Here is a 12,837-nt window from a genome sequence, read left to right as displayed (position 1 = left end):
GCATGAGATGCCGCGCCCCCATCCAGAGTCGAGGCCGTAAACAGGCCCCGGGTCGTGCTCAGCCGAACTGCTGCTCCAGATCCTTCAGCTTGCGCTCAAGGGAATCGAGCCGAGGGAGGGCCATTGTGTCGTCCTCCGCGGTGAGGTCGACCGTCCCCGAGTCCCCGCTTCGCCGGACCGGCTGCAACGAGGGTCGGGCGCGGGAAGGTAGTTCCGGCGTTGATATGGCAGGCTCCGAGGCGACCTGAGTGGCCGTTTGGGCCGACTGGAGTTCCGCCTGACGGCCGCCGCGGCCGAGCGCCCCGCGGTGGCCGCGGGTGATCGCCTTGATGCGGGCACGGTCCAGCTTCTCCTGGTCCCGCCGGCGCAGACGGTTCTGCTCCTTCTCCCGCTTGTCCTCGCGTACCTCCTCGACGGCCTCGTCCAGGCTGCGCACGTTCTCAAGGAGCATCAGCGACCAGGCGCCGTACGTCTCACGAGGGGCACGCAGCCACCGTACGATCCGGATCTGGGGCAGCGGCCGGGGCACCAGGCCCTGCTCACGCAGAGCGGCGCGGCGGGTCTGCTTCAGCGCGCGGTCGAACAGGACGGCGGCCGACAGGGACATGCCGGCGAAGAAGTGCGGGGCACCCGCGTGGTCGAGGCCCCGGGGGGCGTGCACCCAGTTGAACCAGGCGGCGGCGGCCGCGAACGTCCACACGAGTATGCGGGAGCCGAGCGCCGCGTCACCGTGGCTGGCCTCGCGCACCGCGAGCACGGAGCAGAACATGGCCGCGCCGTCCAGGCCGAACGGCACCAGGTACTGCCAGCCGCCGGAGAGGTTCAGATTCTGCTCGCCGAAGCCGACCAGGCCGTGGAAGGAGAGCGCGGCGGCGACCGCGGCGCAGCAGAACAGCAGGACGTAGGAGGCGGTGCCGTAGACGGCCTCCTTGCGTCTGCGGCGTTCTTCCGAGCGCTCCCAGGAGTCCTCGGTCTGGGTCTTCTCCCCGGCGCGCTTGCCACGCGCGAGCACCGCAACCGCCGCCAGCAGGCCCAGGAGCAGCACGGCGCCGGGTAGCAGCCAGTTCAGCGATATGTCGGTCAGTCTCATCTGGGGTCCCTTGCATTGGGATAGGGCGTAACGCCCGTCATAGTGGCCCAATCCCGCGGGTCCTCAGGGGGTTTCGGGGCAAGAGGCCGCCAAGAGAGTGCAAGGGGATGCGCGTGGGCGGCATTCTCCTCGAACTGCCGCTTGAGGAGCGGGAGTTGAGTTCGAGTTAGATTACCCGTACGGGTGGTTCCACGGAAAGTTCCTGCGCCAAGTGAGGATATTGTGAACCAGCCGTGACCTCAGTGCCCGCGTCCATGGCAAAGAACCCGGGACGAGGCCGAGTTGATCTTACTGGACGCGGAAGGTGATCCTGCGCGGGGCTCAGGCCGCCGCCCCGGCCACCGCTGCGGCCTCGGCTGCTTCCTCCGCCTGGGCGGTCAGCTTCGCGATGCGCACGGCCTCGGTGTTCCGGGGGCAGTTGGCGCAGGTGTCCTCGGCGTCGAGGGTGTAGTAGAAGCAGCAGCTCGCCCGGTCCCGGGTGGGCAGGCACGCGCCGTTCGAACCGGTCACCTCACGGAAGCCGGCCGTGCCGACGTACGGCTTGATGGTTCCGGGGAACAACTGCTCCAGCTCCCGCGTGGCACGCTCCTGTTCGCCGAGCAGCCCGGCGACGTAGTGGAGGCTCTCGACGACCTCGTCGGTCGCCATGGCCCACAGGGCGCGGCCCCGGCGTCGCATGCGCGGGCCGAAACCGCTCAGGACCGGCTCCAGGTGCTCGGCGACGGACGCCCGTACCTCGGCGCGCAGGGCCTCCTCGTCCCGGACGACGCGGGCGCCGGGCAGTGCCGCCGCCGGGTCGTCCGGCAGGCAGGCGAAGGCGCCGACGCGCACCGCGATACGGCCGGGCATGCGCTGGAAGGTGACGTCCTCCACCGGGAAACGCGGGACGCGGCGCAGCGCGAACCACGGGACCGTGATCAGCAGACAGGCCGGCCAGGCGTACCGGTGCAGCCCGAAGCTGGCGATGACGTCCGGGCGCGCCCGCCGTCCGTGGTCGGCCAGCACCTGCTCGTCGTCCCAGGCGAGAAAGGACTCGAACTCGGGCCCCGCCTCCGCGAGCCTCGCGACACCGACCCGCCCGTCGCCCGTCGGGGCGGGTTCGCCCTGGGCGAGCTCCGTCACGCCCAGGGCCGGGAACACCTCGGTCATCCGCGTGTACGCCTCGGTGAGCGCCGAGTGGGCCGGGCGCGTGCCGCCGGTGGTCACGGGGGCTGTCACGGCCGGGGCGGGAGCGGACATGCAAGGACCCCGTTTCTCGATCTTCGGCAGGTAAGGCTTACCTTACCCGATAGGGTCGAGGTTTACCCTGTTCTGTCGGGGTCACGACGGACCCACCGACATCCCCACCCGCACACCCACCACCAGCGCCAGCCCGGAGGAGGCTCCCGTGGAGAAAGCCGGTACGCGCGAGGGGCACGGCTCGGCCGGTGCGTCGTCGCAGACGCGCCCGGCGGGGGGCGCCCCGACGGAGACGCGTCCCGCGAAGACACCCTCCACGCCGGCTCGTCCCGAGGAGGACGCTCCGATACGGACGCGTCCGGCGGAGGCGCGTTCCGAGGAGGGCAGGTCGGTGGAGACGCGCTCCATGGCGGCTCGTCCCGCGGAGGGCGCTTCGATACGGACGCGTCCGGCGGAGGCGCCCTTCATGGAGGGCAGGTCCGAGGAGACGCGTTCCGAGGGTGCTGCGCTGCGGGTGCCGCCGCAGGCGCGTTCGGAGAGCCGTGGTGGCAGCGGCAGCGGTGGCGGGACGCGGCCGTACGGGGGCGGCCGTGGCGAAGCCTCCCGGGGCGGCCCCGGCGCCGTGATCCCGGCGGCTCCCGCCGTGCCCGTCGTCGCGCACGCGGCCCGCGGTGAGCACACCCACAGCGAGACGCCGATTCCTCAGCCGCGGGTGACGCGCGAGAGCGGCCCACCGGACCCGCGTGCGTCTTCGGCCCCGGGAGGGCAGGGCGGTTCCGGCCCCGGCCGCGGCTCCGCGTCAGGCGGAGCGCCGGAGGCCCCGCAAGCCCTGGGCGGGCCGGGCGCTCCCGGCGGCAGCGGTACGCCGTCGGCGCGTCGTGCGCCCGATGCCCGTACCGCCTCGGTCGGCCCCGTCTCCGGGCCCGTCTTCGCCGTCGCGGCTCCTCGGCCCGTGATTCAGCGGGTCTCCGTGCGCGGGCAGGTTCTCGACGCGTTGCGGTCCGCGCTCGTGGCCGGTGACCTCGCCCCCGGCGAGGTCTACTCCGCACCCGCGCTCGGCGAACGATTCGGCGTCTCGGCGACCCCTGTGCGCGAGGCCATGCAGCAGCTCGCGAACGAGGGCGCGGTCGAGGTCGTACCGAACCGCGGTTTCCGTGTCATCCGGCGCGGGGCCCGTGAGCTGGCCGAGCTGGCCGAGATCCGGGCCCTCGTCGAGATGCCGGTGATGCTCCGGCTGACCCGTACGGTGGCTGCGCCCTGCTGGGCGGAGCTGCGGCCGCTCGCCGACGCGACCGTGGCCGTGGCGGCCACCGGCGATCTCGCGTGCTATGCCGAGTCCGACCGTGTCTTTCACGCGGCGGTGCTTGCGCTGTCGGGCAACCGTCAGCTGGTGCAGCTCGCGGACGACCTCCATCGGCGGGCGCAGTGGCCGCTGGCCGGGGCGTCCGGGCGGCGGCCGCGTGCCGATCTTTTGGCGGATGCCGGTCAGCACACGGCGTTGCTGGACGCGTTGTCCGACTCGGATGTCGCGACTGCGCAGTCGTTGATACGGGACCATTTCGCGGGCGCGTAGCGGGCCCCTCCGGGGTGGGTGGGGGCGGGGGCGGGGTGTCGTTCGTCTGCGGGCCCGGTGGGGGCTGGTCGCGCAGTTCCCCGCGCCCCTGAAAGCGGCGGGTCCGTGTGGCCGGTGCCTTTACCGGATGCGGTTGGCTCTCGTCATGCTGTGGCCGCCGGTGGGGTCAGCTGGGACGCCAGCCATGTCGGTACGCCGCCCAGGAGTTTGAACAGGCGGCCCGCCTCCGCCCGGAGCCGGGACGCCTCCGGTTCGGTCTCCGCGTCGGCGAGGGACGCCAGCGCCGGGGCCGTACCGACGAGGTAGCCCAACTCCTCGCGGATGCGCAGGGATTCGGCGAAGCCGTGCCGGGCCTCCGCCAACTCGCCCTCGCGCAGCGCGAGTCCCGCGAGGTGGCGCCAGGTGAAGGACAGCAGCAGCGGGTCGTCGTGCGCGGTGGCGCCCGCGTGGGCCCGGCGGTAGGCGGCGCGCGCGGACTGCGGCGAGTGCGCCAGGTTCTCCGCGAGCAGCCCGCGCCGGAAGTCCAGCAGCGCTCGCCCCTTGGCGCCCGGCGCGATCAGGGCCGCCGCCCGGCCGAGCGCGGCCCGTGCCTCGTCGGCGCGGTCGCGCACGGCGAGCAGCGTGGACGCGTACGCCAGTTGCCCGCGCTCGCAGGCCGCCGCGCCCCGCTCGTCGTCGCTCTGGGCCAGCGCCTCCGCCGTACGCAGCGCGTCCTCCGCCTCCGCCCAGCCCTGCTCGGTGTAGAGGCAGCGCTCGACGAGGAGGGCCGCTCTCTGCAGAGCCGCCGATGCCGTGTGTGGTTCCAGGAGAGCGGCCGCGTCGGCCCAGCACGCGCGCGAGCGCAGCCGCCATACCGCGGTCTGGAGTGGATCGTCCCCTGCAGTCGTTCCGTAACCAGACATGGCGGGATGCGCCACGTTGCCCTCCCCGAGCACGCCATTGAGCTGTTGAGTGGTGGCGGAATCTCAGCACGAATCAGCGTGCTCGGCCAAGGGGGTAGGTGAAGGATTTCACAAAGTCGTGGGGCGGAGAAGAGACTTGGTGACCCTTTCGGCCTCCCTGCCGGGCCCGGGCGACCGGGGCCGACCCGCCCGCAGCGCTGTGACCTCAGCTCATCCGCAGCGCGAGGAAGAAGTCCAGCTTGTCCTCAAGGCGGGAAAGATCTCGGCCCGTCAACTGCTCGATACGCCCGACCCGATAGCGCAGCGTGTTGACGTGCAGATGCAGACGGGCCGCGCAACGCGTCCAGGACCCGTCGCAGTCGAGGAACGCCTCCAGCGTCGGGATCAGCTCGGCGCGGTGCCGGCGGTCGTACTCGCGCAGCGGGTCCAGCAGCCGGGCCGTGAAGGCGCGGCGCACGTCGTCCGGCACGAAGGGCAGCAGCAGCACGTGGGACGCCAGCTCCTGGTGGCCCGCCGCGCACACCCGCCCCGGCCTGGCCGCCGCCACCCGGCGCGCGTGCCGGGCCTCCTCCAGGGCGCCGCGCAGGCCCTCCGCCGAGTGCACGGCCGCGCTGACGCCCAGCGTGAGCCGCCCGTCGCCGTCGAGCCCGGCCGACAGCGGCTCGCGTACCGCCTCCAGGATCGTGTCGGCGAGCAGGCCCGTCTCCGAGCCGTCGTGCTCCGAGGAGACGGCCGGCAGCGGGACGAGCGCGACGGCCTCGTCACCCGTGTGGGCGACCGCGATCCGGTCCGAGGGCTCGGGCCCCGACGAGCGCGGGTCGACGAGGATCTCCTCCAGCAGCGCCTGGGCCACCGGACCGCCCGCCAGACCTCCCGCGGGCCCCTCGATCCGTCTTCCCCCGCCGGCGGACTCGGCCGGGAAACCCGCGGGGCCGCCCCTCGCCTCGTCCCATTCGACGCGGGCGACCACGACCTGCCAGTGCGGGGCCGCGCCCAGCCCCGGCAGCAGCACGGGCGCCGCGACCCGCAGCCGTGCCGCGATCTCGCCGGGCGCGGCGCCGGTCTGCACCAGCTCCAGCACCTCCTGCGCGAGCCTGCGCCGTACGGTGCGCGCCGCGTCCCGGCGGTCCCGCTCCACGGCGATCAGCTGCGTCACGCCCTCCAGCAGGTCCAGCCGTTCCTCCGGCCAGTCCCCGGCGTCGGCCTCGACCGCGAGCAGCCACTCCGACAGCACCGTCTCGCGCACATCGCGCGCCCCCGCCGTACCGCGTCCGCCGCCGCGGACCGGGAACAGGGAGTACGTGGCCGGGCCCACCGTCACCCGGTGCGGGCCGCGGCGGCCCGTGCGGACCGCCGCCAGGTGCTCACCGGCCAGCTTCGTGCACACTCCCGGGGCCAGCTCGGTCTCGGCGAGCCGCGAGCCCGCGATCAGGCGCCCGGCGGGGGAGAGCACCCAGGCCCGCAGGTCCAGGTCGGAGCCGAGCAGGTCCAGGACCACGTCCGGGCCGCCGCCCGCCGGACCGGACGTCATCATCCGGCGGTGCCGGTCCACCACGGCCGCGAGGTCCCCGGCGCGCTCGCCCGACACCTGCCGCACGACGTGCTCGGTGATCGTCGCGAAGGCCACCGACTCGTTGACGGCGAACAGCGGCAGCCGGTGCTGCGCGCAGGCCGTCACCAGATCGTCCGGGACCGGGCCCAGCTCGGCCTCGCCCGCGGCCAGTGCCGTGACCCCGGCACCCGCGAGGAGCCGTACGAAGGGCTCGGAGTCGGCCGGGCCACGGCGCCAGGCGAGACCGGTCAGGACCAGCTCGCCGCCCGACAGATAGCGGCTGGGGTCCCGCAGGTCCGTGGTCATCACGCCACGCACCGTGCGGTCCAGCTCGTCCTGGCCGCCGAGCAGCCGCAGGCCCAGCGCGTCCGTGTCCAGCAGTGCGCGCAGCCGCATCTCGTCGCCGCCGTTCTGTCTCGAAAAATTACGATGGATGGGGAACCGATGGAGGGGGTCGAACCGATGAAGGGGAGAGAGGAGGACTCATTCCGGCCGGTGACCGGCGCGCAGCGGACTGCGTCTGACGTTTCCCGGGGAAAGCCAAGAGGTTACTGATGACCTCCGTTCATACGAATCTACAAGATGCGCGCCCTGGCCAGCCAACTCCTTCATGGTTTCGGTGACTGACCCCGTTGGTGGAACGCGCTGTGTACTGACTGCCATCCACGTGAACACCTCATGAACGAGCCTGGGCCGCCGCACACGATCTGGCTTGATCAGCACCATCAACGAGACGAAGAAGAGAGCCGGTCATGGACTTCCTTCGCCCCGCCAGCTGGGAGGAAGCGCTCGCCGCGAAGGCAGCGCATCCCACAGCTGTGCCGATTGCGGGTGGCACCGACGTGATGGTCGAGATCAACTTCGACCACCGCCGGCCCGAGTACCTGCTGGACCTGAACCGCATCGGCGAGCTGGGCGACTGGGAGGTCGGCGAGGAGTCGGTCCGCCTGGGCGCCTCGGTGCCGTACTCGGCGATCATGGACAACCTCCGCGGTGAGCTGCCCGGCCTGGCCCTGGCCTCCCACACCGTGGCCTCCCCGCAGATCCGCAACCGCGGCGGAGTCGGCGGCAACCTCGGCACCGCCTCCCCGGCCGGTGACGCCCACCCCGCCCTCCTCGCGGCGGGCGCCGAGGTCGAGGCCGAGTCCGTCCGGGGCTCGCGGCTGATCCCGATCGACGACTTCTACACCGGGGTGAAGCGCAACGCGCTCGCCCCCGACGAGCTGATCCGCGCCGTCCACATCAAGAAGGCGGACGGCCCGCAGCAGTACTCCAAGGTCGGCACCCGCAACGCCATGGTGATCGCGGTGTGCGCCTTCGGCCTCGCCCTGCACCCCGCCACCCGCACGGTCCGCACCGGCATCGGTTCGGCCGCGCCCACGCCCGTACGGGCCAGGGCGGCGGAGGAATTCCTGAACGCGGCACTCGAAGAGGGCGGCTTCTGGGACAACGGCAAGATCATCACCCCGTCGGTGGCCAAGCAGTTCGCCCAGCTGTGCTCCGGCGCCTGCAACCCCATCGACGACGTCCGGGGCACCGCGAGCTACCGCCGCCACGCGGTGGGCATCATGGCCCGCCGCACGCTGACCTGGACCTGGGAGTCGTACCGCGGCACCGCCGCCCGCACGGAGGGAGTCGCGTAATGCGCGTCAGTTTCACGGTCAACGGCCGTCCGCAGGAAGCCGACGACGTGTGGGAGGGCGAGTCCCTGCTGTACGTGCTGAGGGAACGGATGGGCCTGCCGGGCTCGAAGAACGCCTGCGAGCAGGGCGAGTGCGGCTCCTGCACGGTCCGTCTCGACAACGTCCCGGTGTGTTCCTGTCTGGTCGCGGCCGGGCAGGTCGAGGGCCGGGACGTCGTCACGGTCGAGGGCCTCGCGGACTTCGCCAGGCAGCGCGCGGAACACGGCGCCTGCGCCTCCGGAGCCCACGAAGGCTCTGGAGCCGCGGGAGCCTCCCGTGCCTGCGGTACGCCGCTGGACGCGGCCAAGCGCTGGGAGGCGCGGCCCTTGGACTCGCAGACCGGCGAGGGCGCCGAACTCGCTCCCATCCAGCAGGCGTTCATCGACGCCGGAGCCGTCCAGTGCGGCTTCTGCACCCCCGGCCTGCTGGTCGCGGCCGACGAGATGCTGGAGCGCAACCCCACCCCCACCGACGCGGACATCCGCGAGGCGCTCTCGGGCAACCTCTGCCGCTGCACGGGCTACGAGAAGATCATGGACGCGGTCCGCCTGGCGGCCGCCCGTCAGGGAGAGGCGGTCTGACGATGGCTCCCCGCACGACTCCCGTCGGTACGCCCACGAAGGTCACCCAGGGTTCGCGGACCAAGGGCGGCATCGGCGAGTCCACGCTGCGCCCGGACGGCACCCTCAAGGTCACCGGCGAGTTCGCGTACTCGTCCGACATGTGGCACGAGGACATGCTCTGGGGCCAGATCCTGCGCTCCACGGTCGCGCACGCCGAGATCCTCTCCATCGACACAGGCGAGGCCCTCGCGACGCCCGGCGTCTACGCGGTCCTGACGTACGACGACCTGCCCACCGCCGTGAAGAACTACGGCCTGGAGATCCAGGACACCCCGGTACTGGCCCGCGGCCGGGTACGCCACCACGGCGAGCCCGTCGCGATCGTCGCCGCCGACCACCCCGAGACCGCCCGCCGCGCCGCCGCCAAGATCAAGGTGGCGTACAAGGAGCTGCCGGTCGTCACGGACGAGGCCTCGGCCACCGCGCCGGACGCCCCGCTGATCCACGAGGGCCGCGACGACCATCACATCGGGCACGTCTCCCACCCGAACATCGTGCACCGCCAGCCGATCGTCCGCGGCGACGTCGAGGCGGCCCGGCGGCGAGCCGATCACATCGTCGAGGGCGAGTACACCTTCGGCATGCAGGACCAGGCGTTCCTCGGCCCCGAGTCGGGCCTCGCCGTACCCGCCGAGGACGGCGGCGTCGACCTGTACGTCGCCACCCAGTGGCTGCACTCCGACCTGCGCCAGATCGCCCCGGTCCTCGGTCTGCCCGAGGACAAGGTGCGGATGACGCTCTCCGGCGTCGGCGGCGCGTTCGGAGGCCGCGAGGACCTGTCCATGCAGATCCACGCCTGTCTGCTGGCGCTCCGCACCGGCAAACCGGTCAAGATCGTCTACAACCGCTTCGAGTCCTTCTTCGGCCACGTCCACCGCCACCCCGCGAAGCTCCACTACGAGCACGGGGCGACGAAGGACGGGAAGCTGACCCACATGAAGTGCCGGATCGTCCTGGACGGCGGCGCGTACGCCTCCGCGTCCCCGGCGGTCGTCGGCAACGCCGCATCCCTGGCGGTCGGCCCGTACGTCCTCGAAGACGTCGACATCGAGGCCATCGCCCTCTACTCGAACAACCCGCCCTGCGGCGCCATGCGCGGCTTCGGCGCGGTCCAGGCGTGCTTCGCCTACGAGGCGCAGATGGACAAGCTCGCCGACGCGGTGGGCATCGACCGGGTCGAGTTCCGGCAGCTCAACGCGATGTCCCAGGGCACGCTGATGCCCACCGGCCAGCCCGTCGACTCGCCCGCCCCGGTCGCCGAACTCCTGCGCCGCGTCAAGGCGATGCCGATGCCGCCGGAGCAGCAGTGGCTGGCGGCCGGCGAGGCGGCGGACGTCCGCCAGCTCCCCGGCGGCCTGTCGAACACCACCCACGGCGAAGGCGTCGTACGGGGGGTCGGCTACGCGGTCGGCATCAAGAACGTCGGCTTCTCCGAGGGCTTCGACGACTACTCGACCGCCAAGGTCCGTATGGAGGTCGTCGGCGGCGAGCCCGTCGCGACCGTCCACACCGCGATGGCGGAGGTCGGCCAGGGCGGGGTCACCGTCCACGCGCAGATCGCCCGCACCGAACTGGGCGTCGCCCAGGTGACGATCCAGCCGGCGGACACCCAGGTGGGCTCGGCCGGTTCGACCTCGGCGTCCCGTCAGACGTACGTCACCGGCGGCGCCGTGAAGAACGCGTGCGAGCTGGTCCGCGAGAAGGTCCTGGAGATCGGCCGCCGCAAGCTCGGTACGTACCACCCGGCCTGGGCGAGTGCCGAACTGCTCCTGGAGGGCGGCAAGGTCGTCACCGACGGCGGTGAGGTCCTGGCCGACCTGGCCGACGTCCTCGAAGACGAGGCCGTCGAGGTCGAGGAGGAGTGGCGGCACCGGCCGACCGAGGCCTTCGACCTGCGCACCGGTCAGGGCAACGGCCATGTCCAGTACTCGTTCGCCGCCCACCGCGCGGTCGTCGAGGTGGACACCGAACTGGGCCTGGTGAAGGTCATCGAACTGGCCTGCGCGCAGGATGTCGGCAAGGCGCTCAACCCGCTGTCCGTCCTCGGCCAGATCCAGGGCGGTACGACGCAGGGCCTGGGCATCGCGGTGATGGAGGAGATCATCGTCGACCCCGTCACGGCGAAGGTCAGGAATCCCTCCTTCACCGACTACCTCATCCCCACGATCCTCGACACGCCGACCATCCCCGTCGACGTGCTCGAACTCGCCGACGACCACGCGCCGTACGGGCTCCGTGGCATCGGTGAGGCCCCGACCCTGTCGTCGACCCCGGCCGTCCTCGCGGCGATCCGCAACGCGACGGGCCTGGAGCTCAACAGGACACCGGTCCGCCCGGAACACCTGACGGACACGGCGTAGTCGGCCCGACTGTCGTGGGCGGCCCGTTCCGCCGCCGCTCCGGGCAGGCCCCCGCCCTTGCTGTGGGCAGGCGTTCCGCTGGGGTCCCCCCAGGCCCTCAAGGCACTGGGGGAGGAACGGGTGGGCACAGCAAGGGCCACCCCGGCGCCGGGCAACCGTGTATCCCACGGCACCCGCTCCCCGGCAACCACGCAAGTACAGCATCGCGTCTCGTCTCGGGCCGTCCCCCGGGTCGTGCACCTTCCCAAAACCCGCGCACACCGAAAGCAAGCCGCGGGTGCCCCTATGAACCTTGGGAGAAGGCACCATGACCCAGCAGTCACTGGAGCCCAGGACCACCGCCGACGACGCGGGTGAAGGAACCCGCGTCCCGGCCGGCCGGTCCTGGCTCGACCGCTACTTCCACATATCCCTACGGGGAAGCACGGTCGCGCGTGAGATGCGCGGCGGCGTCACGACCTTCATGGCGATGGCGTACATCCTCCTCCTCAACCCCCTGATCCTGTCCGGCAAGGACGTCGCGGGGGACACGCTCGGCCGGCAGGCCCTGATCACCGCGACGGCGTTCGCCGCGGCCTTCACCACCCTGCTGATGGGCTTCTTCGGCAAGGTGCCGCTGGCCCTCGCCGCGGGACTGTCCGTCTCGGGTGTGCTTTCCTCGCAGGTCGCGCCCCAGATGACCTGGCCGCAGGCCATGGGCATGTGCGTGATGTACGGCGTGGTGATCATGCTGCTCGTGGTCACCGGGCTACGCGAGATGATCATGAACGCGATCCCGCTGGCCCTCAAACACGCGATCACGATGGGCATCGGGCTGTTCATCGCGCTCATCGGCCTGGTGAAGGCGGGCTTCGTCCACCAGGGCAAGGCGACCCCGGTCTCGCTCGGTGCGACGGGCGAACTGGCGGGCTGGCCCGTGCTGTTGTTCGCCGTCACCCTGCTCGCCATCTTCATGCTCCAGGCCCGCGGCATTCCCGGCGCGATCCTGATCGGCATAGTCGGCGGAACCGTACTCGCCGTGGTGCTCAACGCCCTCGACGTGATCGACCCGAAGCAGTGGGCCGGCGGCGCGCCCGAACTCCACGGCAGCGCGGTGTCGATGCCCGACTTCTCGATCTTCGGTGACGTCGAGTTCGGCGGCTGGGGCGAGGTCGGCGCGATGACGGTCGGCATGATCGTGTTCACGCTCGTGCTCGCCGGGTTCTTCGACGCGATGGCCACGATCATCGGCGTCGGTACGGAGGCGGGGCTCGCCGACGACAAGGGGCGGATGCCGGGCCTGTCCAAGGCACTGTTCATCGACGGCGCGGGCGGCGCGATCGGCGGGGTCGCCGGCGCCTCCGGCCAGACGGTGTTCGTGGAGTCCGCGACGGGGGTCGGCGAGGGTGCCCGCACGGGGCTTTCCTCCGTCGTCACGGGCCTGTTCTTCGCGGCCTGTCTCTTCTTCACCCCGCTGACGGCGATCGTCCCCGGCGAGGTCGCGGCGGCGGCCCTGGTCGTCATCGGCGCCATGATGATGATGAACGCCCGCCATGTGGACTGGGCCGACCGCGCCACCGCGATCCCGGTCTTCCTGACCGTCGTGATCATGCCGTTCACGTACTCCATCACGGCGGGGGTCGCGGCCGGGGTCATCAGTTACGTCGCCATCAGAATCGCCCAGGGCAAGGCGCGGGAGGTCGGAGCCTTCATGTGGGGCCTCACGGCAATCTTCCTGATCTTCTTCGCCCTGAGCCCGATAGAAAGCTGGATGGGCATCCACTAGACGCTCCGCTGGGGCGCGCGGTAATTCAACCTGCGGCCCGGTGGGGGTGGCCCGCGCAGTTCCCCGCGCCCCTAAAAAGCAAAAGCCGGGGCGCACCCCCGCCCCGCAAGG

Annotated in this window: 10 protein-coding genes; 5 read left to right on the top strand and 5 right to left on the bottom strand. The window is 71.9% G+C overall.

Annotated features, from left to right (window positions below; all coding sequences use genetic code 11):
• Positions 1 to 58 precede the first annotated feature (58 nt).
• From ACFWGJ_RS33660 to ACFWGJ_RS33650, 3 genes are all read right to left on the bottom strand, one after another.
• Positions 59 to 1,090, bottom strand: a complete 1,032-nt coding sequence (locus tag ACFWGJ_RS33660; protein WP_387332218.1) for a DUF2637 domain-containing protein — start codon at positions 1,088 to 1,090, stop codon at positions 59 to 61.
• Between the two features lie 321 nt (positions 1,091 to 1,411).
• Positions 1,412 to 2,329, bottom strand: a complete 918-nt coding sequence (locus tag ACFWGJ_RS33655; protein WP_387332216.1) for a (2Fe-2S)-binding protein — start codon at positions 2,327 to 2,329, stop codon at positions 1,412 to 1,414.
• 81 nt (positions 2,330 to 2,410) lie between these two features.
• Positions 2,411 to 2,737 (bottom strand): hypothetical protein, encoded by a 327-nt coding sequence (locus tag ACFWGJ_RS33650; RefSeq protein ID WP_387332214.1) that lies wholly within the window; start codon positions 2,735 to 2,737, stop codon positions 2,411 to 2,413.
• Positions 2,738 to 2,966: 229 nt separating this feature from the next.
• On the opposite strand from ACFWGJ_RS33650, the gene ACFWGJ_RS33645 reads away from it, so the two are divergent.
• Positions 2,967 to 3,842, top strand: coding sequence for a GntR family transcriptional regulator (locus ACFWGJ_RS33645; RefSeq protein ID WP_387332220.1), 876 nt, complete (start codon positions 2,967 to 2,969; stop codon positions 3,840 to 3,842).
• A 143-nt stretch (positions 3,843 to 3,985) separates the two neighbouring features.
• Here the strand turns inward: ACFWGJ_RS33645 and ACFWGJ_RS33640 are convergent, their stop codons facing one another.
• Entirely contained in the window at positions 3,986 to 4,759 is a 774-nt protein-coding gene (locus ACFWGJ_RS33640) for a hypothetical protein (protein ID WP_387332212.1), read from the bottom strand.
• Positions 4,760 to 4,949: 190 nt separating this feature from the next.
• On the bottom strand, positions 4,950 to 6,692 hold the full coding sequence (locus ACFWGJ_RS33635) for a PucR family transcriptional regulator (protein WP_387332210.1): 1,743 nt from the start codon (positions 6,690 to 6,692) through the stop codon (positions 4,950 to 4,952).
• A 356-nt stretch (positions 6,693 to 7,048) separates the two neighbouring features.
• Here ACFWGJ_RS33635 and ACFWGJ_RS33630 point away from each other — a divergent pair, with 356 nt between their 5' ends.
• The 4 genes from ACFWGJ_RS33630 (at position 7,049) to ACFWGJ_RS33615 (ending at position 12,726) form a co-directional block, all read left to right on the top strand.
• Positions 7,049 to 7,939, top strand: a complete 891-nt coding sequence (locus tag ACFWGJ_RS33630; RefSeq protein WP_387332208.1) for an FAD binding domain-containing protein — start codon at positions 7,049 to 7,051, stop codon at positions 7,937 to 7,939.
• On the top strand, positions 7,939 to 8,559 hold the full coding sequence (locus ACFWGJ_RS33625) for a (2Fe-2S)-binding protein (RefSeq protein ID WP_387332206.1): 621 nt from the start codon (positions 7,939 to 7,941) through the stop codon (positions 8,557 to 8,559). Before ACFWGJ_RS33630 ends, ACFWGJ_RS33625 begins: the two co-directional genes overlap by 1 nt.
• A 2-nt stretch (positions 8,560 to 8,561) precedes the next feature.
• Positions 8,562 to 10,961, top strand: a complete 2,400-nt coding sequence (locus ACFWGJ_RS33620) for a xanthine dehydrogenase family protein molybdopterin-binding subunit (protein ID WP_387332204.1) — start codon at positions 8,562 to 8,564, stop codon at positions 10,959 to 10,961.
• A gap of 307 nt (positions 10,962 to 11,268) precedes the next feature.
• Positions 11,269 to 12,726: an NCS2 family permease gene (locus tag ACFWGJ_RS33615; RefSeq protein ID WP_387332202.1), complete on the top strand. Its 1,458-nt coding sequence runs from the start codon at positions 11,269 to 11,271 to the stop codon at positions 12,724 to 12,726.
• Positions 12,727 to 12,837: the final 111 nt, after the last annotated feature.

Origin of the sequence: Streptomyces sp. NPDC060205, from assembly GCF_042728395.1 — a bacterium.
Lineage (GTDB): Bacteria > Actinomycetota > Actinomycetes > Streptomycetales > Streptomycetaceae > Streptomyces.
Note: the sequence above shows the minus strand (reverse complement) of the source record. Positions and strands in the feature narration are given on the sequence as shown.

Bases quoted from the DNA above. Each gene is read 5' to 3' on its own strand.
- ACFWGJ_RS33650 (WP_387332214.1), bottom strand. From the start codon at position 2,737: ATGAAGGGCGCCTCCGCCGGACGCGTCCGTATCGAAGCGCCCTCCGCG.
- ACFWGJ_RS33635 (WP_387332210.1), bottom strand. From the start codon at position 6,692: ATGCGGCTGCGCGCACTGCTGGACACGGACGCGCTGGGCCTGCGGCTG.
- ACFWGJ_RS33625 (WP_387332206.1), top strand. From the start codon at position 7,939: ATGCGCGTCAGTTTCACGGTCAACGGCCGTCCGCAGGAAGCCGACGAC.
- ACFWGJ_RS33620 (WP_387332204.1), top strand. From the start codon at position 8,562: ATGGCTCCCCGCACGACTCCCGTCGGTACGCCCACGAAGGTCACCCAG.
- ACFWGJ_RS33660 (WP_387332218.1), bottom strand. From the start codon at position 1,090: ATGAGACTGACCGACATATCGCTGAACTGGCTGCTACCCGGCGCCGTG.
- ACFWGJ_RS33630 (WP_387332208.1), top strand. From the start codon at position 7,049: ATGGACTTCCTTCGCCCCGCCAGCTGGGAGGAAGCGCTCGCCGCGAAG.
- ACFWGJ_RS33655 (WP_387332216.1), bottom strand. From the start codon at position 2,329: ATGTCCGCTCCCGCCCCGGCCGTGACAGCCCCCGTGACCACCGGCGGC.
- ACFWGJ_RS33615 (WP_387332202.1), top strand. From the start codon at position 11,269: ATGACCCAGCAGTCACTGGAGCCCAGGACCACCGCCGACGACGCGGGT.